Here is a 21,483-nt window from a genome sequence, read left to right on the forward strand (position 1 = left end):
CAAATGTATTAACTCTAACAACCCTTATGTATGATTTTAATCATATTAACGCATGCAAAGTCGAATGTTATGAGTTGATAAATGCGTATAGTCAAAATTTTTAGAAGTATTGAGTGGCTTCAAAGTGATTGAATTATTTCTGTAGGGTTGCAAAAAATAATTTCCATTATAGTCTTTATCTTCTAAAAGTTGGGTCATTTGGACAATATCATTTTCATTTAACAAATCGGTGTGAACAGTTGTTCGCACTTCAAAAGGCGTTTTTGATAGTTGTAAAATTGAAAGACATTCTAAAAATTGCTCATAAAACCTAGATTCAGTAATGCTTTTAAACTTAGCTCGGGTTGCTTTAAAATCTAATGCTACATAATCAATCAAACCTAAATCAATGGCTTCTTGTAATCGCTCAGGTTTACTTCCGTTAGTGTCAACTTTAATCAAAAAACCCATTGCTTTGATCAAAAACATTAATTCGATGGATTCTTTATACAACAAACATTCACCACCACTAAAAACAACAGCATCTAATAAACCTCTTCGTTTTTCCAAAAAAGAAAGTAGTTCGGGAATGGAATAATTTCCTTTCCCGAAAACAATCTCCGGATTATAACAATAACTACATTTCATGTTGCATCCCGCAAACCAAAGAATGCACGCAGTTTGGTCGGGATAATCCAATAAAGTAAAAGCAGTGATGCTATGAACAATTTTTTTAGCACTTGGTTTCATTAAAATGTGTGCGTTGTTTGTGTTCTCCTTTTTTACCAATGTTAAAACTTTCTACCGGCCTGTGATAGCCCATTACTCGGGTATAAACTAAACATTTGGTTCGCAATTCGTTGTGTTGTTCTAATACAGAATTAGTTTGAGTTTGTGATTTCATAGTGGTTTGATTTAAGTTTTTCTAACAAAATTTCGTCGCATTTCGGACAGTATTCGTGTTCACCATTCAAATAACCATGAACGGAACAAACACTAAACACTGGCGTAACGGTGATATAAGGTAATTTAAAGTGGGTAATCACTTTTTTTACAAAATTTCTGCAAGCTTCGGGTGAGCTGATTTTTTCATTCATATATAAATGCAAAACGGTTCCTCCCGTGTATTTACATTGTAAATCATCTTGCATCATTAAAGCTTCAAACGGATCTTCGGTAAAATCTACCGGAATTTGTGAACTATTGGTGTAATAAATATTTTCTCCTTCACCGGCTTGAATAATATCGTGATAACGCTTTTTGTCTTCTTTAGCAAAACGATAGGTGGTTCCTTCGGCCGGAGTAGCTTCTAAATTGTATAAATTTCCGGTTTCCTCCTGAAATGCTTTCATACAATTTCTTATATGTTCTAATAATTCTAAGGCCATTTCAGAACCAAAATGACTCGTAATGTCGTGTTTACCATTTGTGAAATTTAAAATCATTTCATTAATTCCATTCACACCAATGGTGGAAAAATGATTCCGAAAATGAGGCAAATAGCGTTTGGTATACGGATACAATCCTCGGTCGTACATCTCTTGCACAAATACACGTTTTTTCTCTAAAGTTGATTTTGAAATGGCTAACAGATGATCCAATTGCTGATACAACTGCAATTTGTTACCGGCATTCAAATAGCCCAAACGAGCCATATTAATAGTAACAACACCAATACTTCCGGTCATTTCTGCACTGCCAAATAAACCATTGCCTCGTTTTAATAATTCTCGCAAGTCGAGTTGCAAACGACAACACATACTTCGAACAGCATTGGGTTTGTAGGCATTCAGGTTTTCTACTTTTTGGCCATTGGCATCAAAAGTGTACTGACTTCCAATAAAATTCTGAAAATAAGACGACCCAATTTTAGCCGTGTTTTCGAATAGCAAATCGGTGTTTTCACCATACCAATCAAAATCTTCAGTAATGTTTACTGTGGGAATGGGAAAAGTAAAAGGTTGTCCATTGGCATCGCCCTCCGTCATCACCGTGTAATAGGCTTTATTAATCATATTCATTTCCGGTTGAAAATGTTCATACCGCATTTCAATAACCTCAGCAACGCCCCTAATCTGTGCTCTATGTGCCAAGTCGGGTGTTGTATGATGTAGAAATAAGTGTGCATTATTGCGTGTAGGAATTTGTTCTTTCAAATCACCCGGAACCACCCAATCCAATGTGATATTCGTAAAAGGTGATTGTCCCCAACGTGCGGGAACATTCAAATTATAAACAAAACTTCGTATGGCTTTCAGTACCTCCTCATAACGTAAGTTGTCTTTAAAAACATAGGGGGCTAAATAGGTATCAAACGAACTAAACGCTTGTGCTCCCGCCCATTCACTCTGCAAAATACCTAAAAAATTAGCCATCTGTCCCAAAGCTTCTCTAAAATGAGAGGGTGGTTTGCTTTCTACACGTCCACGTACGCCATTGAAACCATCGTTTAATAAAACCCGTAAACTCCATCCTGCACAATAACCTGTTAAACAATCCAAATCGTGTATATGGATATCGCCGTTTCGGTGTGCATAGCCTTCTTCTTGTGTATACACTTTATCCAGCCAGTAATTGGCAATAATTTTGCCGGCCACATTATTCACTAAGCCGGCGTTTGAATAAGATGTATTGGCATTCGCATTAATTCGCCAATCGGTTTGCGATATGTATTCTTCAATGGTTTGAGTACTGTCAACATAGGTCGTGTCTTCATTTAATCCGTTAACGTGTTCTCGCTGTAATTTACGCGTATGTCGGTAAAGCATGAACGAACGCATTACTTCATAATATTTAAAGTCAAACAAAACTTTTTCTATGACATCTTGAATTTCTTCAACCGCCCATGTTTCTTTAGTGTCTAATTGTTTCATCACTTCCTCTACCACTAACGGATTAAAGATTTGTGATTCACTTTGAAAAGCTTTTTCAATAGCTTGTGCTATTTTAAATAATTCAAACGGCTTAAAAACACCATTTCTTTTAATAACATATTTTTCCATACATCATGATTTTAAAAATAAATAAGTTGAATTGATTCTTCAAAAATAAATCAAATAATACTTTTATATCCTATTTGAATATTTATATATCAACATATTAAAAAATATTTTGTTGATAAGTTTGATAACTTTTTGGTTGATATAGAAATTCGTAAATTGAACTGTCAGTTTGTGGTAGAGTCCAAAAGGAATGAATTGAAGATTAAATAGCAATTTGTTTTTCTCTAACATTACGGATTTCCGTATTTTAAAACGCACTATTTTTTTGTATGTTTGTAAGAATCATATCAGCATAATGTAATGTACAAAATCAAACGACAACCAAATGAATATTGATTTTCTTCCAATCTAAAAATTCAATCCCTATTCACTACATTTACGAATTAATAAACTTACAAAAATACAATGGCCAATTTCGAGCAAACATTCAAAAACATTGACGACTTATTATATAAAGATTCTGGAGCAGATTCAGAAATCGATTACATCGAACAAACCTCTTGGGTATTGTTTTTAAGATACTTAGACAGTTTTGACAAAAACCGTGAAGACGAAGCCATACTCGAAGGAAAAAACCATACCTCCATCTTAGAACCAAAATTTCAATGGGAAAACTGGGCAGCTCCTAAAAATGATAAAGGTGAAATCGACATCCACAAAGCACTTATCGGACCCGATTTAGTAAAATTTGTAGAATTCGAATTATTCCCATACTTAGCAAGTTTCAAAGAAAAACACATCGATAACCCAAAAACCATCGAATATAAAATTGGCGAAATATTCTCCGAGTTAAGTAACAAAATCAAATCGGGGTACAACATGCGTGAAATCATCAACATGGTCGATGGTTTGCCTTTTGGTACCAGTAAAGACAAACACGAACTTTCTCATCTGTACGAAACCAAAATTAAAAACATGGGTAATGCCGGTCGTAATGGTGGACAATACTATACACCACGACCATTGATTCGTGCGATGATAAAAGTAATGAACCCGAAAATTGGAGAAAAAATATACGATCCTGCTTGTGGTTCTGCAGGTTTCTTATGTGAAGCGTACGAGTATTTATATGATAAAATGGAAAAAACAGCTGCCAATTTAGAGCAGTTGCAAGACAATACATTCTTCGGAAAAGAAAAGAAAAACTTAGCCTATATCATTGGAACGATGAACATGATTTTGCATGGCATCGAAGCACCAAACATTGTGCACACTAACACCCTTGGCGAAAACATACGCGATATTCAAGAAAAAGACCGTTACGATATCATCCTAGCTAATCCACCATTTGGCGGAAAAGAACGTATCGAGGTGCAACAAAACTTCGACATCAAAACAGGAGAAACGGCCTTCTTGTTCATGCAACACTTTATTAAGTCATTAAAAGCTGGCGGTCGTGCGGCGGTAGTTATTAAAAATACGTTTTTAAGTAATACCGATAATGCTTCGGTAGCTTTACGCCAACACTTATTAGAAACCTGTAATTTACACACCATTCTCGACATGCCTCAAGGAACATTCTTAGGAGCAGGCGTTAAAACTGTAGTGTTGTTTTTTACCAAAGGCGAACCTACAAAAAACATTTGGTACTATCAGTTTGATGCAGGTAGAAACATGGGAAAAACCAACCCATTAAACGATGCTGATTTAGATGAATTTGTCAGGCTGAGCTTGTCGAAGCCCGAAACCGAAAAATCTTGGAATGTCACACTGAGCGAAGTAGAAGTGTCTAATTACGACTTATCCGTTAAAAACCCAAACAAACCAGAAGAAGCACCTCTACGTGAACCTGCATTAATTTTAGAAGAAATGCAAACCTTAGATGAGGAAACAAACGATATTTTAGGAACTTTAAATGAGTTTGTATAAAAATGGAATATATTGAATTAGGTAAAATCGCAGAGCTTGTTCGTGGTCCTTTTGGTGGAAGCTTAAAGAAAAACATTTTTGTCAATGATGGTATAGCAGTTTACGAACAACAACATGCTATTTACAATCAGTTTGATCAAATTAGATATTTTATTGATGAAAGTAAATTCAATGAAATGAAAAGATTTGAAGTAAAACCAAACGATTTAATAATGAGCTGTTCAGGTACATTGGGAAAAGTCGCTATTGTACCAAAAGGTGTTAAAAAAGGTATTATAAATCAGGCATTGTTAAAAATTACTCCATCTTCAAAACTAGATTCAAGATTTCTTGAATATTATATGAAGAGTACTATTTTCTTTGAGTTTTTAAACGCAGATGTAAAAGGTGCAGCAATAAAAAATGTAGCTTCAGTCAAAGAATTAAAGAAAATACCTGTTATGGTTATTTCTCTAGAAGAACAACGCACCATAGTAGCCAAACTCGACCAAGCTTTTGCAGCCATAGACCAAGCCAAAACCAACATCGAAAAAAACATTACAAACGCTAAAGAATTGTTTCAATCCAAATTGAATCAAATTTTTTCTCAAAAAGGTGATGACTTTGGGTATGATAAACACAAACTAGGTAATTTAGGTATAATTACTTCAAGTAAAAGGATATATAAAAGTGAGTATGTTAAAGAAGGTATCCCCTTTTATCGTACCAAGGAAATTAAAGAATTAGCTAACGATAAAGAAATATCATTAGAATTATTTATATCTGAGGAAAAATATTTAGAAATAAAAGAAAAATTTGGTGTACCAAAAATTGGAGATATACTAATGTCAGCGGTTGGAACAATTGGTGAAATTCTAGTAATTGAAAATGAAAACAGATTTTATTTCAAAGATGGAAATATTGTGTGGTTTAAAGATTTTAATGATGTTAATTCTTTTTATTTAAAATATTTACTCAGAACTTTTGTAGAAAATTTGAAAAGTTTAGCGAAAGGTGCTGCTTACAGTGCATTAACTATTGAAAAAATTAAGGAATATGAAGTATATATTCCAAACACTTTAGAAGAACAACAAAAAATCGTAACCCAACTAGACCAATTACAAGAACAAACCAATTTATTAGTAACCAAATACAAACAAAAACTAGCTAACCTAGAAGAACTCAAAAAAAGTATTTTAGAAAAAGCGTTTAAAGGGGAGTTGGTCTAAACACATCCGTTTTGTCATTCCGTAGGAATCTCAAAAAGTAGCATTTAAAAAAGTAAAATATGACAATGAAATATCTTAAACCAGAAATAATTAATTTAAAATCAAGTGCTGAGTACAACGAAAAATGGTTGCAAGCTCGTATTGAAGAAGACCCATCCATAATTGGGTTAGGTGATTTAGAATTTCGCTACTCAGAGAAAATGATGGTAGGCGGTGGTCGTTTAGATACCATTTTGTATGACCCAGAAAGCAATCGCCGTTATGAAGTAGAAATACAGTTAGGTAAAACAGATGAAAGTCATATCATTAGAACTTTAGAGTATTGGGATATCGAACGCAAACGCAATCCTCAATACGAACATTGTGCTGTAATTATAGCGGAAGATATTACAAGCCGATTTTTAAATGTAATCTCATTATTCAATGGGTATATTCCTTTCATAGCTATTCAAGTAAAAGCAATTAAAGTTGGTGATAATATTTCGCTTTTTTTTACTAAAGTAATTGATGAAGTAAGATTAGATTTATTAGAAGAAGACAACCAATCAGAACCAACAGATAGAGCTTACTGGGAGAAAAAATCTACCAAAAACATGATTAAGTTTGTAGATAAAATTTATGCAGATTTAGCTGATATAACTTCTAGCTTCAATTTAAAATACAATAAACATTACATAGGATTAGAAAAAGAAGGCGTAGCCAATAACTTTATCAATTTTAAGCCAAGAAAAAGTACGGTTATTATGTCAATAAGACACGATAAATCAGATGAAATTGATCAATTATTAAATGAATCTGATTTGGATATTTTAGATTATGAAACAGGTTGGAGAAGATATAGAGTACGCTTAAAAGAATCCGATTTAAAATCTAATTTAGAAGTAATTAAACAAATTGTTCAAAAAGCGAAAGATAATAGTGTAGCTTAAATCTAATGTTCAAAAAATAAACAATCTTTCAATAGAAAATAGCAATAATCTATCAATTATGGAAAGCCAAATAGAAATCTACGCAGCAAATGATAATTCAGTTGAAATTGTAGTTCAATTTGAAAGCGATACAGTTTGGTTAAACCAAGAACAGTTGGTAGCATTGTTTCAAAGAGACCAATCGGTTATATCGCGTCACATTAAAAATATTTTTAAAGAAGGTGAATTAGAAGAAAAAAGCAATATGCAAAAAATGCATATTGCAAATTCAGACAAACCTGTAGCTTTTTACAATCTCGATGTAATCATTTCGGTAGGCTATCGAGTAAAATCAAAACAAGGTACACAATTCCGTCAATGGGCTACAAAACGATTGAAAGAATTATTAGTTCAAGGCTATTCCCTCAACGAAAAACGCCTAGCACAAAAAGAACAAGAAATAAAAATACTTAAAAACGGTATTCAAATTTTAGCAAGAAGCGTAGGTAAAGCTATCGAAAATCAAGAAAACAACACTAGTTTTCTAGAAACCTTTGCAAAAGGGTTAACGCTATTAGATGACTACGACCATGAACGTTTAGATACGAAAGGTTTAACCAAAAAACAAGCCATTTATCCTACTTTGTCAGACTATCAAATGGTACTAAAAAGTATGTTACAAGATTTTGATAGTGATGTTTTTGGTATCGAAAAAGATGGTGGATTTAAAAGTGCTATTGCACAAATCGAAAAAGGATTTGATAACCAAGATTTTTACCCAACTTTAGAAGAAAAAGCAACAACATTGTTGTATTTAATTGTAAAAAACCATGCTTTTGTAGATGGTAATAAACGAATTGCAGCGGCTTGTTTTCTTAAATTCTTAGAGCAAAACAAAATGTTGTATACTAATGAATATAAACTAATAATTAGCAATGATACTTTGGCTAGTTTAACGTTGTTTATTGCTTCTAGTAAAGCAGAAGAAATGGAAACAGTTAAAAAATTAGTGATAAGTGTATTAAATAGAAACAAATGAGAAACGAATCCGAAACCCGTGCCGAATTAATTGACCCGCACTTGCAGCAACAAGGTTGGGCAGTAGTTCCGGAAAGTAGAATCCGAAGAGAATATCCCATCACCAAAGGACGTTTATTGGGGAGTGGCAAAAGAGCTATGCCCGATAAAGCGGATTATATTCTTCAATTCAACAACCGAAATGTAGCGGTTTTAGAAGCCAAAGCAGAAGGGTGTTATTACACGGAAGGATTGGCACAAGCCAAAGAATATGCCACTCGCTTAAATCTTCGTTTTGCCATTTGCACCAATGGTCGAAAATACTACATGGCCGACTTACAGGGCAGAGAAGACGACATTGATGAGGTACCTACACCGGAGGAGTTATGGAATAAACTATACAAAATAGAAAAACAAAACAACCCCAATTCTTTCGATTGGGAACAGAAATTCCACAAAATACCTTTTGAAACAAAAGGCGGCTCATGGGAATTAAGATATTACCAGCAAAACGCCATCAATGAAGTGCTGAAAGCAGTGGCTACAGAACGAAAACGTATATTAATCACGTTAGCCACCGGTACCGGAAAAACAGCAGTAGCTTTTCAAATCGTTTGGAAGTTATTCCATGCCAAATGGAACATGAATAAAGACGGAATCCGTAGTCCAAGAATTTTATTTTTAGCCGACAGAAACATTTTAGCCGACCAAGCATTTAATGCGTTTGGTGCTTTCGAAGACGATGCATTAGTTCGTATTAAACCTTCAGAAATTAGCAAAAAAGGAAAAGTACCCACCAATGGCAGCATTTTCTTTACCATTTTTCAAACCTTTATGTCAGGTGAAGAAGCCAATTTTGGACAATACCCAAAAGACTTTTTCGACTTTATCATCATAGACGAATGTCACCGCGGGGGAGCCAACGACGAAAGTACTTGGAGAGCCATATTAGAATATTTTGAACCGGCAACCCAACTGGGATTAACCGCAACTCCAAAACGGGATGGAAATGGAGATACGTACAAATATTTTGGCGAACCGGTATATGTGTATTCATTAAAAGAAGGGATTAACGATGGATTCTTAACACCGTTTAGGGTCAAACAATTTCAGACCAATATAGATGAATACCAATTCACACCGGATGATATTTTGGTTACCGGTGAAATTGATGTGGCCAGAGAATATACTGAAAGCGATTTCAATAGAATCATAGCCATAAAACAACGGGAAGAATTTAGGGTAAAAGAGTTTTTAAAGCTCATCAATCAAAACCAAAAGACTTTAGTGTTTTGTGCTACACAAGACCATGCGTTGGCTGTACGTGATTTAATTAACCAACATAGTGAAAGTAAAAACCCGAATTATTGCCAAAGAGTAACCGCAAATGACGGAGCGTTGGGTGAGAAATATTTAAGAGATTTTCAGGATAATGAAAAAACGATACCTACTATTCTCACTACATCACAAAAATTGAGTACGGGTGTTGATGCTCCTGAAATAAGAAACATTGTGTTGATGCGTCCGGTAAATTCAATGATTGAATTCAAACAAATTGTGGGAAGAGGAACACGATTGTTTGATGGAAAAGATTATTTCACAATTTACGACTTTGTCAAGGCCTATAAGCATTTTAATGATCCGGCTTGGGATGGTGAACCATTAGAACCGGAACCAAAAGAACCCGGCATACCATTGCGTGTGTGTACAATTTGTGGACAAAAGCCATGTATATGTCCGAAACCCGAAAAAGAGCCATGTGAAAAATGTGGGTACATTGAGTGTCGTTGCGAAAATCAAAAAGAAGTGATAGAAGTGATTTTGTCAGATGGAAAAGCACGTCAATTGCAATCCATTGCAACAACCTCATTTTGGAGTCCGGACGGAAAACCGATTTCAGCACCGGAGTTTCTAAAATCATTGTATGGTACAGTTCCCGAATTATTTCTGTCTGAAGCAGATTTAAAACAACAATGGAGTGTACCGGCAACGCGTAAATCATTATTAGAAAAATTGGCTGATAAAGGGTTTACAAGAGAACAATTGGCAGAATTTCAAAAAATTCTCAAGGCAGAAAACAGCGATATTTACGATGTTCTATCTTATGTTGCCTATCAATCAGAAATACTGGAAAGAGAACAACGGGCAGCCAAAATGAGAGAACATTTTAAAGAATTAAACGCCAACCACCAAGAATTTTTGGAATTTGTACTCAATCAATACATTTTGAATGGAGTTTATGAGCTAGACGATGAAAAACTCGGCACCTTCTTGCAACTAAAATACAAAACCATCGCCGATGCAAAACCAATCCTTGGCGATTTAAAAACCATTCGAAACAATTTTATTGAGTACCAAAAGTATTTGTATGTGTAAATTTTAAATCGGTTAGGAAATTGAAAATATTGGTTTAACCAATCAAATTATGAATTCATTAACGAGTTGGAAACTAAAGTCGGAGTGTATTTGTAAGGCATAAACCTTTTATAGTTAATAAATTACAAAGCATTAAAAAACCAAAAGGCGTTCGGTTAATAAAAGTGTGAAATAACGAAAGGTTTTATAACAAATTTAAAACGAATGAGTTACAGTTTCTAGTGATATAAAGAGTAATTACTGGAAAATACTTCCAAAAAACAGGTCTATAATGGAAAATGCAATACTATTTTCCACTAAAAAGCACTTGTAGAGGAAATGAAAATCAACCAGCAATGTATTTATAATGGAAAATTTTTACACTAAATAACTCTTTAATGGAAAATAAAAGCTAATTTTGAGTTTCAAAAGCATTTATAATGGAAAAGAACATCCCAATCCATCTTCAAGAAATCATTTTTGCAACAAGTGATAGTAAATTAAATCGGAAAGTAAGCAAACTGGAAGAAGAAGGAAAGATAAAAAAAATTGCTCCAAGAATCTACACGTCAAACTTCAATGAACCTGAATCGGTAATAATCAGAAGAAATATTTTTACGATCTTAGGAAAACTTTATCCGGGAGCGGTAGTAAGCCATCGCTCCGCTTTAGAATTCAAACCTACAGCAGCAAACCAACTATTTGTTACCTACACCTATACAAAAAAAATTGAGCTCCCGGGGATAACCATTCGTTTCCTTGAAGGAAAACCGGCGATAGAAGGAGATAATCCATTTACCGGCGAATTATTTGTGTCACAACAAGAAAGAGCTTTTCTGGAAAATCTACAAACTTCACGCCAAATAGGTCCAACATCAAAAACCATTACGTTACCCGAAATGGAAGCCAAATTAGAACAAATCGTTCAAGTAAAAGGCGAGGAAGGATTAAATCAATTCAGAGATAAAGCAAGGGATATCGCTGAAAAATTGGAAATGCAACAGGAGTTTGAAAAACTAAATAAATTGGTAAGTGCTTTGTTAACTTCAAAACCGTCAAAAATACTAACATCACCTTTTGCACTTGCAAGAGCGTTAGGAAATCCATATGACAAACACCGTGTTGAAGTATTCGAAAAACTATTTATAGAATTACAGCAACAACCTTACAAAGACCATAAAGACAGAAATTTAGAAAGCAATGCATTCAGAAACATTGCTTTCTTTGAAGCCTATTTTTCTAACTATATCGAAGGTACAATTTTTGAAATAGAAGAAGCCAAAAGTATCATTCAAACAGAGACTCCAATTCCAAATCGTGATGAAGATTCTCATGACATTTTAGGCACATACAAATTAGTAAGTAATCAAAAGGAAATGAGTACAACTCCTTCAAATCCGGAAGAATTATTGAATATTTTACTATACAGACATCAAATACTTTTAGCAGCCAGAACCTCTAAAAAGCCGGGGCAATTCAAAGATAAAAACAACCGTGCCGGAGAAACAAATTTTGTTGACAATGCCTTAGTAAGAGGAACGTTAATAAAGGGGTTTGACTATTATCAAGCATTAAAAGAACCATTTGCCAAAGCAGCTTACATCATGTTTATGATTAGTGAAATACACCCATTTCTGGACGGTAACGGAAGAATAGCAAGAATCATGATGAACGCCGAATTAGTAAAAGCAAACCAAACAAGAATTATCATTCCAACCGTTTACCGCGATGATTATTTGGGAGCATTAAGAAGACTAACAAGAAACGATGATCCGGCAGTTTATATCAGAATGTTACAAAGAGTACAAGAATTCAGTGCTACACTATCCGCAATCGATATGGAAACCCTTGAAAATCAGTTAACCCAAAGCAACGCTTTTAAAGAACACGACGAAGCCAAATTGAAAATATTAAAATTCTAATGAAATAACCATTACTCTACTAAAAAGTTAAAATAAACTAACAAATCATCTTAAAACAAATAAAATTTAAAAAACTAAAAAACTAAAAAAACTCTTATATGCCCGGTTTAACGTTTTAGTCCTCCGTTCACCAACGCTTGCCAACGCTCAAAAAAGTTTTTGTATGCCCACAAAAGCATTCCTTCGATAAATGAGAGTGCTCGGCAACAAAAACTTTTCCCAAAGCTTCTTTACATAATGTGGCATTATGGGTCAATAAAGAAGTGTATTCCTCCGAAACAAGAGTATTCATTGCCCCATAATAACATTATGTAAAAAAGCCGCACGGCCAACGCTCGAAAGCCCCGCTCCAGCCACACATTTTTTTCGCTTTCCTCGCACCACCCAGCTTCAAAAAACACGTGGCTTCGCGGGTCTTACTTTGTGTTTTCATAAGAACATTTATCCTTTGCTTAAAAGCCTCACTTCGAATAACGTTTTGTCAATGGTCTTTATCAACGAACCGCTTAAATCGGAAGTATTTGCATTATATTTTGAAGTTGCTTTTAGTTTTCATAACAACATTTAAACATTTAAACCCTTAAACATTTAAACCTTCCAAGCAACCTCAAAATATAAAATCATCCGCAAGAGTATAGTTTTGATTTGCTCAAGCGATTAGTAATCATTGCTTTTAGTCTTGCCGATGCCTTTATTGGTATCAAGAACTTTTAAACTTCTAAAACTTTCAACTTTTCAACCCTTTCCCGGCATCAGCAATCCTTAAAAACAATCAGAAAATAAGTGCTAAGCAAATAAAAACTATACACTTGCTCATCCTCCGTAATAAATTCTTCCTAAATACTTAAAAAAAGCGGTAGTATTTGCATTGTTTTTTGAAGGTGCTTATGGCATTTCATAACAACTTTTAAACTCTTAAACCCTTAAACTTTTAAACTATCCTTGGCACCCTCAAAAATCAAAATGTGCCAGCAAGAGTTTCAAATTTCGTGTTCGGATAAAAAGCGTCTTTATTGTTTTTTTTTTTTATCCGCCCCCAAAATTTGAAACACTTACAAGAAAATCCCAACTCCGAACGAGAGCAAACCGGTCTTCGATAGAAATATTCCCTAACATCTTGTAAAATCGGAAGTATTTGCATTGTTTTTTGAAGGTGCTATCCATCTCCGAATCCACTCAACTCTAACAACTGAATACTGAACACTATCTCGCACCCTCAAAAATCAAAAAGTGCCAGCAAGAGTTTCAAATTTTGGTTCTGGATGAAAAGCGTTGTTATTGTTTTTTTGGTTATTTCATCCAGAACCAAAATTAGAAACCCTTGCAAGACGTCCCCAACTCCGTACGAGAGTAAACCGTCCTTCGAAACAAAATCTATTTTATACAAAGCGGTATTAGATAAAAAATGAAAGCAGAAATAAATCCGTGAAAATCAAACAATAGCGAAGCTATCAAAATCAGTGAAAATCCGCGTTTAGCTTTAGCTAATCCTCCCGACACTACGGGACAATCCTCGTTCCATTTTAAAAAAAAGTTGATTTCGACTTTATCTAATACAAACCAACTTTTCTACTAAAACATCTCTTCTTGATAAATGCCATTGCTTCTTCCATAGTTATATCATCATACCTTTTTTTTCTTTTTTTTGGTTTTTCATTAATTCTATTTTGAACTAATACTTGTAATTTAATTAATTCTTCCTTTGACAGATGGATGGCTACATTGAATACTGTTTCAGCTTTCATTGGTTATTTTATTAATATTTAATCGTCACTAAATAAGGATCAAATTTTATTTAAAATCTAAAGATGAGTTTTTTTTAAGAGATTAAAGTTTATCAATAATTTATCTTACATGGAAAGAGATACAAATCCGAATCAAAAAAAATAAAATAAAAAAAAAGAGAGCAAAGTTAAGTTCCGGGTTATCAAAAAAGCAAGTTCAAGCCCTTCGGGTTTTTTAAAAAATCTCCACCACCCATACCTCTCCGAATCAAGTTTAACCTAACTATCTTTTTCATAAGACGTGTCGGGGTGGTAGTATTTTTTAAAAAAAACTTGCTTTTTTGAAACCCTCCACTTAAAGAGAGTGCTTTCTTTTTTTTTCTTTTTTTTCTTTTGAAATAATTATTGTTTCCAAAATTTAATTGAAAAAATTCAATAATTATTCTCCGCTTCCGATGAAAAACAATAGAAACGCAGCGGAAAAAAATTTTATAGGAAAAGTGTGTCTTGTCAGTAATTCTTTAAACGCCACGTTATGATAAATTTTAAATTAAAACACCACCGAACCGGGGAAACCTACTCAAACCCTCATTTTTTCATTCTCAGTAAAGGAATGAACACAGGCAAACCTTTAAATGAGCCTTGCCCGAACTGCTTTGTAATTCTTTTGTATTGCTCCGAAGATTGCGAACACATGAAAGCCATTATATCATCCCTTTGGAGGATAAAATTTTGGCATCAGTTTTTAATCGGTTCCGTGATACCTTACATCAGAATCCATGATTTTTCTAAAAACCTGATGCTGAAATCCAATGAAATGATGCAAGATTATGAGCAGCACAAAAAAGATATCGCAACCCTCAAATTGTTGGAGCAAAAAGAGGACCAATTTCACAAAAACATCAACCTCATAAATGACCTCAGAAGGGTTATTTTATACCGGTACTGTAAAAGGTAGCATTTCCAAAAAGAGCCTAGTCGAGACTAGGCTTTCTTATAGGATTGTATTTAAACTTTTTATGATTTTAGCTGAAAATTTAACATAAAATATTTTTTTTAACACTTTTAAAATAAATGTATTGGAATTTAAAAATTTAGTATATATATTTAATACAGACCTATAAATTAATTCCTACATTTATGACCTTTCACCACAAAATCATCGCACTAGACCTTCAAAATGCCAAAGTTGAAAATTTCTATCATTGGTGTTCAACTAACGATTTTATTAAGGCTAATGCAACAAAAGATTTTATCAGATATCGTATAGTAGAGCAAAATGAGGATAATCCAATGCGATTTATGTTTATCATTAATGATTACTTTTTTGGTACGGCTCAAAAAAATGATTTCAGAACCATTGACATACCTATTTATGTAAAAGAAGAATTTATAGAACAATGCATTCCTATTCAATTAAACGAAATAGAACTGTATCGGTCGGTCCTTATCGATTGGATTTTTAATAATAACCGAACCAACGCCAAAACGGGTATTGAATTGCTGGCATTTCAAAAATACAAAGATGATTTTGAAGACATGATACATCCACATTTCACTAGCTGTGTGACCTGTGTAGAGGTATTGGAACTGGGTTTTACTTTACGCGATTTTTTTTCTCCATTTAATGATAAATTCAAAACCATTTTAGAAGAATTCAAAATGCACTATACTGGCGGTGGCTATTTGAATCGCGTTAAACTTTCCAGAATTTACATTCTTGAAAAATACATCATGGGGTTTAGTTTTCAAATGGAAAACGAGCCCATTCATCATTTTCATTTGAACATGAATTTTGAAGACATGTTGTATGATTATATTCAACCGTTCAAATTTGATCAAGTCAATGAAATCACCTTGGATGAAGTTTTAGATAAAATCAACGCTGTAGGGTTGGAACAATTGACCGCATTGGAACGAAAAGTATTAACAGAAAATAAATAGAATATGCCAATTATAAACATAGTAATAGTACCTGTTGGTCTCCGTGAACGAGGTAAATTATTAACTTCCTACCAAGGGTATAACCGAAAAATACTTAATTCTCCGGACGAATTAACCCATCAAAATGTTAAGTTTCATGAAAAATTAACTATCAATGGTGGAGAACAAGTGAACTTGTGCTTTGAATTTAAATTGTTAAATCGCACATTTTTAATGGCGTTAGATTTGGAAAAACTATATGAAGTGATTACAGATGGCGATGAAAAAATTTACATCAGGCTCACAGAATCTTGGTTTTATGTTATGAGTCGATTTGAAAAAGACAAAAGAATTGTGTATAAAATCACTTTAACACTGAACTACGAATACACACCTGAAGCGGAATACCATGAACAATTTAAACTACAATACAGCATGGCTAAACACGACCAAGTAGAAAAAATGTTGGCTACAATGCGAACAGGTGTTGATCCTGATGAGATGGAATTGAATTAAGGAATATATAAATTTTATAGATATGTTATTGAGAAAAAAACGTTTACCAAACGAAACCGAAGCACAATTTAATGCTTTGAATCATCAACCGGAAAACAATGACCACATTGCCAATTACATTTTGGAACACAATGGTCAATTGCCTGCTCAACCCATGTTTGAGAAACATCCGTATAAATATACCGAATTCGAACTAGGATATGATAAGATGATTATAGGAACTTTTCCGCCAATCAGTTATATTTACGACAATACTATTTTAGTTGAAAATGGAATTAATCAACAAAAAAGACCTCTTGTTCCTTTTTTTCACGGAAATAGAGGTAGTATGTGGGATGTTTTATTAATTGGAGACTGTTTTGATGAAATTCTCATGTTGGATAGAGATTTAAGACGAAAAGAATTAATCGATGAATTAATTTTTAGATTTATCAGATATGATGACATTATTAAATTCACTAGAAGAGTAAAAGTTGGCAACAAATTCTCAGCAGAGGATAAAAACCTTTACAACATAATACCTAATATACATATGGTTAACGATGTTTTCAATAAGAAAGACTTACTCGCAATTTTATTTAATACTAGTACAACTTTTTCTAAAAATATTAAAATAAATAAAGATGGATTAATTGTAGTTGAAAAAGATTCTAATGTTAAATCTTTTGATTTATTTATAAGAACAATTCAAGAATTGGGTTATAAAGTTGAGTTTAGATTAGAAAATTCTGATTTTGAAGTATTATTAGATTGGATAGAAGTTAGTTATCAAAATAGAAATTTGATTCAATCTAATTTTAGTTACAAAATTATTTTTAAAATAAGAATTTCTAATTCTGATAAAATAGTAAATGAGTTTTATGCTATAACTCCATTTAGTCCAGCAGCAAGAGGAAGGGTTGAATTAAATCCAATAGTAAGTTTATGGTTAAATAATAACTTACAAAAAAACAGATTTGATTTGTTAAAAAACATTTATCAGTCATTCTCATTATTTTCATTTGAAGAAGAGTATTCTGAATATAAGAATTTCTTATTTAGTTTAAATCATTACCAATGAAGCCACTCCAAACCATCCTCCTCGCAACAGCCACCGCAGACGCACTCGGTGTCCCGGTTGAATTCAAACCAAGAGCATATTTAAAAGAAAATCCTGTAACCGATATGCAGGAATATGGTACACATTACCAACCCAAAGGCACGTGGTCTGACGATACCTCCTTGATGTTGTGTTTGGCAGAAAGTATCATCGAGGGTTTGGATGTAAATCATCTTGCTCAAAAATTCGTAGCTTGGAAAAATGATAATTTGTGGACACCGCACGGCTGGGTTTTTGATATTGGCATCGGAACACGTATAGCTATCGAACGATTAGAAAAGGGCGAACTGCCGGAATTAGCCGGTGGCTTTGAAGAGATGGATAACGGCAACGGTTCGCTCATGCGAATTTTGCCTCTTGTGCTTTATACAAAAGATTTAGATAGAGATGAACGCTACTATTGGACCAAAAAAATATCTTCTCTCACACATGCACACGTTCGTTCGGTCATGGCTTGTTTTTATTATTTGGAGTTTGCCAAAAAAATCCTTGATGGAAAAGAAAAATTTCAAGCGTATTCCGAACTTCAAATCGAAATCTATAACTACTTTGAATACAGAAAAATAAATCCGTTGGAAATTCAAAAGTTCAGCAGATTACTAAAAGAGGACATTTCAAAAATCGAGGAAAACCAAATTAAAAGTTCGGGCTATGTAATCGATACATTGGAAGCTTCAATTTGGTGCATATTAAAGACCAACAATTACAAAGATGCAGTACTAAAAGCTGTCAACTTAGGAAATGATACCGATACAACAGGAGCGGTTACAGGTGGTTTAGCTGGATTAATATACGGCTTGGAAAATATTCCAACTCAGTGGTTAGAAGTTATAGCAAGGAAAAAGGATATCATTAAATTGTGTAAAAGTGAGGAGGATAATTAAAATAGCTTGTTGGGTCGTAGTGATTTATTTTTTATCAAGTTTCAAAGATAGGAAGGCCATTATTTTTGAAAATGAAAAGATAATATTTTATCTAAAAGATAAAGGCATACAGGCTAAAATAAATTTATGTAGTGGTGAAGAAGGTGAAAAATTAAACTTCAGATATTTAGTTTATACAAAACCGAAAACGTTTATTGGAACGGAAAAATATACTACCAATAAAAAGCTGATGGACGTGTATAGCAGAAAATATAAAATGGCAGCATGGGAGGAAAATAAAAACAAACAGGACATAGAAGCAACATTAGAAGATTTTAAAATTGTTCAGGAAATAAAAAACAACAAGATATATTTTTATTACTATAAAGCAACTTCTGGTCTGTACAAGGAAATTACAAAGACCGGTGTTTTAGATAAAAAAATGAATCCCTTTTGGCAGTATATTGGAGCGGATAAATTTTTAATTGATATCTATATCAATGAAAAATTAGTACACTCTAAATATTTTGAACTCTTAAAATAAAAGAAACCTGGTGATAGGAGTAAGTAGTCTTATTTGTTGATAACCGATAATTTTGTTAATATTCTGTACTTAAAAAATCCATCAAAATTAAATTTAAAAGGTATTTTTGAAAATAAGTAAAAATTTAATTCGAGGTTATGGAACACGAAATGATAGGCACTTGCAACACGTGCAGCTACTCCAAAAGATTCAAATTTGGAGGAGGTCGCCTAAAATTTCAAAATGTGTGTTTAGGTCCGGCGATTAATACTAAAACGGGGAAGATGGAAACCATCAACTACAAAATGTATGACCCGATGGTTTATAAAGTCTATACCGACATTGAACTTCAGTCCGAACATCCGGAATACCTTGATAAATTCAAATATGGCAATTTTATCATATATCCAACTGGTAATTTTTGTCCATCCTGCCATAACAAAACATTCGATTTTTCTATAAAAGTAACGGTAGAATAAAAAAAATATTCAAATGTTCAAATTTTACGGCTACAGTTAACTATAAAACGTAATTGAAATAAGTATTGTCTTTTGTTTACATTTGAAACGATTGAATCCAATAATTATTAAACCTACATAACTTTTTTGGAGAGATATGCTTTCTTTTGTAAATTACATGAACGAGTAAGTAGCTATTTAAAAAAAATATAACAAAAAACAATGACGAAAAGTAATTTCATCAAATTTCTAAACGAACTAAAGTCGTCTTCTTTGATAACGCTCCCATTAGCATTTATTTTCTACTTATCATTGAAAGAGGTATTTACAAGCATTTTGATATATATTGCAATAACACTTATTTTAGTAATTTGGTCTTATCTTGAAGAATATTATGGATATAAAAGACATTGTAATATTGTTGAAAGTGATGCATTTAGAAAACTCATACAAAAAGGTTTTTCTATTGAAAGAGAAAATGATTTTGTTGGAATAAATGGAGTTTACAAAAATTACCTATTTGACATTTATTATGACTGGCTAACTATAACGAATACGAGAAACAGTAAAGCTATTGTATTGAATATTTATTTTGATCCTCCAAAATTTGTCAACGGTGATACAAACCATAAACTTTTAGAAGATATTTCAAAACGAAATATTACCTCTACTTGGAGTTTTAAACCTTATAATTTTCGATGGAGAGAAGGAAATTTGATGATGAATAATCCTGTTGGAATAAGAAATCCAAACTATGATTTTATTGTCAAGAGAATGGATATAGTAATAGACATTTTAAAAAAAGAAAATTTACAACCTGTCGAAAAATCAATAGTCTTGAAAAGAAGAGAGATAATTAAACATGCATTAGTTCCTGAAATTGTGGTTTATTTCAATGAAACAGATATAAATAACGACTAGAATTCTATACATTTCTAGCTTGTTCTCTTATAAAAATTCTTTCTCAAATAAAAGTAGGAACTTCATTTGCTTCGCAGAAAGCCATTATCCATGTAATGTAGAGCATAAAAAAAACCAGTCTCGCGACTAGGTTTTCTTTATATTCGGTAAACCCCGATTACTATCGGGGCAATCAAACCCGCAATTATATTTTATATTTCTCAACATTTGAAATAAAACAGTTTATTTTTTTACATATTGAATCATTGTAAATTGTGTAAATTTGATTCTTTAAAAAGTTATTAAATAAAAAAAATATTCTATAATTAACAAAATCTAACAAACAATTATATGAGTTTCTACGATGAAATAATTAAGTATTCGGTTAGCGGCTTTGAAAAAACTGGAAACACTTTAGTTTTAAATGGTACTCACAAACATGTTTTGAAAAATGCACAGGATAATTTTTTTGGTAGTCGTCGTCCAGATTTCAAATTTCATAGGTGGGCTGGTAGTTTAAAAAGTTCTCAAGCACTAGCTTTTAATATTTTTTCAGGAGTTGATCATGCTGAATTTGAATATGATATGTGGGCTCTTGATAAATTTTCAAATCATAAAGCATGTGTTGATGTAGCGATTGACGAAAATGAAATAGTCAAAATGTATGAAGTAAAAATGTTCGAAATTGTAAATTCACGTGGAAAGAATAAGATTTTTAATAAACCGGATAATCAGAAATATTTTAATCTTGAAAATTATAAATGGAACAAGGAAATCGCAATCTCTTTCATATCGTTTATAAAAGATGTCCAAATTCAGTTTCTGGATAAACCTATTTATGGCGAAGGAATTAAACAATTATGTTGCCATTTACTTGGAATAATTAATGAAATGACGATTAAGGATGGTAAGTTGTTAGGAAAAAAAGTTGAACTATATAGTCTTTGTTTTGATTATCCATTTAGTAAACAATTTGAAATGGATTTGAAAAATTATCAAGAAACGCTTTTCAAATTTTCATTGATAGTTGACGATTTTTTGGCTCAAATTAAAATGGACAAACAAATTAAGTATTATGGCTTCTTGTCTTTAGAAAAATATATAAATGAAAATATTACTTTAATAGGCTCAAAGAATTTTAATTACGTTAAAAATAGATATCTGTTTGAAAAATGTTAATTTAAGAAAATATAATTTTGCAACTTAGAACTTTCTCT

The 21,483-nt window shown here is 32.8% G+C and carries 19 protein-coding genes; 15 read left to right on the forward strand and 4 right to left on the reverse strand.

What is annotated here, in order from left to right:
- Positions 1 to 45: 45 nt before the first annotated feature.
- Genes EQG68_RS10540 through EQG68_RS10550 form a run of 3 tightly spaced genes read right to left on the reverse strand, consistent with a single transcriptional unit; the run spans position 46 to position 2,981 of the window.
- Positions 46 to 729, reverse strand: a complete 684-nt coding sequence (locus tag EQG68_RS10540; protein ID WP_129464849.1) for an anaerobic ribonucleoside-triphosphate reductase activating protein — start codon at positions 727 to 729, stop codon at positions 46 to 48.
- A complete protein-coding gene (gene nrdD, locus EQG68_RS15310) occupies positions 713 to 883 on the reverse strand; it encodes an anaerobic ribonucleoside-triphosphate reductase (RefSeq protein ID WP_129464850.1) in 171 nt (56 codons plus the stop codon). Before nrdD ends, EQG68_RS10540 begins: the two co-directional genes overlap by 17 nt.
- A complete protein-coding gene (locus EQG68_RS10550) occupies positions 861 to 2,981 on the reverse strand; it encodes a ribonucleoside triphosphate reductase (protein ID WP_129464851.1) in 2,121 nt (706 codons plus the stop codon). Before EQG68_RS10550 ends, nrdD begins: the two co-directional genes overlap by 23 nt.
- 405 nt (positions 2,982 to 3,386) lie before the next feature.
- Here EQG68_RS10550 and EQG68_RS10555 point away from each other — a divergent pair, with 405 nt between their 5' ends.
- The 6 genes from EQG68_RS10555 (at position 3,387) to EQG68_RS10580 (ending at position 12,260) form a co-directional block, all read left to right on the forward strand.
- Positions 3,387 to 4,850: a class I SAM-dependent DNA methyltransferase gene (locus EQG68_RS10555; RefSeq protein ID WP_129464852.1), complete on the forward strand. Its 1,464-nt coding sequence runs from the start codon at positions 3,387 to 3,389 to the stop codon at positions 4,848 to 4,850.
- A gap of 2 nt (positions 4,851 to 4,852) precedes the next feature.
- On the forward strand, positions 4,853 to 6,058 hold the full coding sequence (locus EQG68_RS10560) for a restriction endonuclease subunit S (RefSeq protein WP_129464853.1): 1,206 nt from the start codon (positions 4,853 to 4,855) through the stop codon (positions 6,056 to 6,058).
- Between the two features lie 65 nt (positions 6,059 to 6,123).
- Complete coding sequence (locus EQG68_RS10565) at positions 6,124 to 6,987, forward strand: hypothetical protein (RefSeq protein WP_222845215.1); 864 nt, start codon at positions 6,124 to 6,126, stop codon at positions 6,985 to 6,987.
- A 58-nt stretch (positions 6,988 to 7,045) separates the two neighbouring features.
- Entirely contained in the window at positions 7,046 to 8,005 is a 960-nt protein-coding gene (gene rhuM, locus EQG68_RS10570) for a virulence protein RhuM/Fic/DOC family protein (RefSeq protein WP_129464855.1), read from the forward strand.
- Positions 8,002 to 10,359 (forward strand): EcoAI/FtnUII family type I restriction enzme subunit R, encoded by a 2,358-nt coding sequence (gene hsdR / locus EQG68_RS10575; RefSeq protein WP_129464856.1) that lies wholly within the window; start codon positions 8,002 to 8,004, stop codon positions 10,357 to 10,359. Before rhuM ends, hsdR begins: the two co-directional genes overlap by 4 nt.
- Positions 10,360 to 10,778: 419 nt before the next feature.
- Positions 10,779 to 12,260: a Fic family protein gene (locus EQG68_RS10580; protein WP_129464857.1), complete on the forward strand. Its 1,482-nt coding sequence runs from the start codon at positions 10,779 to 10,781 to the stop codon at positions 12,258 to 12,260.
- Between the two features lie 1,550 nt (positions 12,261 to 13,810).
- On the opposite strand, the gene EQG68_RS10585 is transcribed toward EQG68_RS10580, so the two are convergent.
- Positions 13,811 to 14,005 (reverse strand): hypothetical protein, encoded by a 195-nt coding sequence (locus EQG68_RS10585; RefSeq protein ID WP_129464858.1) that lies wholly within the window; start codon positions 14,003 to 14,005, stop codon positions 13,811 to 13,813.
- A 514-nt stretch (positions 14,006 to 14,519) separates the two neighbouring features.
- On the opposite strand from EQG68_RS10585, the gene EQG68_RS10590 reads away from it, so the two are divergent.
- From EQG68_RS10590 to EQG68_RS10630, 9 genes are all read left to right on the forward strand, one after another.
- The gene (locus tag EQG68_RS10590; protein WP_129464859.1) at positions 14,520 to 14,942 is read left to right on the forward strand and encodes a DUF6943 family protein; all 423 of its coding nucleotides are present in this window, start codon (positions 14,520 to 14,522) and stop codon (positions 14,940 to 14,942) included.
- Positions 14,943 to 15,124: 182 nt separating this feature from the next.
- Positions 15,125 to 15,928, forward strand: a complete 804-nt coding sequence (locus EQG68_RS10595) for a hypothetical protein (RefSeq protein ID WP_129464860.1) — start codon at positions 15,125 to 15,127, stop codon at positions 15,926 to 15,928.
- A 3-nt stretch (positions 15,929 to 15,931) separates the two neighbouring features.
- Positions 15,932 to 16,423, forward strand: coding sequence for a hypothetical protein (locus tag EQG68_RS10600; RefSeq protein WP_129464861.1), 492 nt, complete (start codon positions 15,932 to 15,934; stop codon positions 16,421 to 16,423).
- 22 nt (positions 16,424 to 16,445) lie between these two features.
- Positions 16,446 to 17,483 (forward strand): hypothetical protein, encoded by a 1,038-nt coding sequence (locus tag EQG68_RS10605; protein WP_129464862.1) that lies wholly within the window; start codon positions 16,446 to 16,448, stop codon positions 17,481 to 17,483.
- Complete coding sequence (locus tag EQG68_RS10610; protein WP_129464863.1) at positions 17,480 to 18,406, forward strand: ADP-ribosylglycohydrolase family protein; 927 nt, start codon at positions 17,480 to 17,482, stop codon at positions 18,404 to 18,406. Before EQG68_RS10605 ends, EQG68_RS10610 begins: the two co-directional genes overlap by 4 nt.
- Positions 18,390 to 18,929: a hypothetical protein gene (locus tag EQG68_RS10615; RefSeq protein WP_129464864.1), complete on the forward strand. Its 540-nt coding sequence runs from the start codon at positions 18,390 to 18,392 to the stop codon at positions 18,927 to 18,929. The genes EQG68_RS10610 and EQG68_RS10615 overlap by 17 nt, the downstream gene beginning before the upstream one ends.
- A gap of 137 nt (positions 18,930 to 19,066) precedes the next feature.
- Positions 19,067 to 19,387, forward strand: a complete 321-nt coding sequence (locus EQG68_RS10620; RefSeq protein WP_129464865.1) for a hypothetical protein — start codon at positions 19,067 to 19,069, stop codon at positions 19,385 to 19,387.
- A 252-nt stretch (positions 19,388 to 19,639) separates the two neighbouring features.
- Positions 19,640 to 20,287 (forward strand): hypothetical protein, encoded by a 648-nt coding sequence (locus EQG68_RS10625; protein WP_129464866.1) that lies wholly within the window; start codon positions 19,640 to 19,642, stop codon positions 20,285 to 20,287.
- Between the two features lie 330 nt (positions 20,288 to 20,617).
- Positions 20,618 to 21,445 (forward strand): hypothetical protein, encoded by an 828-nt coding sequence (locus EQG68_RS10630; protein ID WP_129464867.1) that lies wholly within the window; start codon positions 20,618 to 20,620, stop codon positions 21,443 to 21,445.
- Positions 21,446 to 21,483: the final 38 nt, after the last annotated feature.

Source organism: Flavobacterium piscinae, assembly GCF_004122145.1.
GTDB classification, from domain to species: Bacteria; Bacteroidota; Bacteroidia; order Flavobacteriales; family Flavobacteriaceae; genus Flavobacterium; species Flavobacterium piscinae.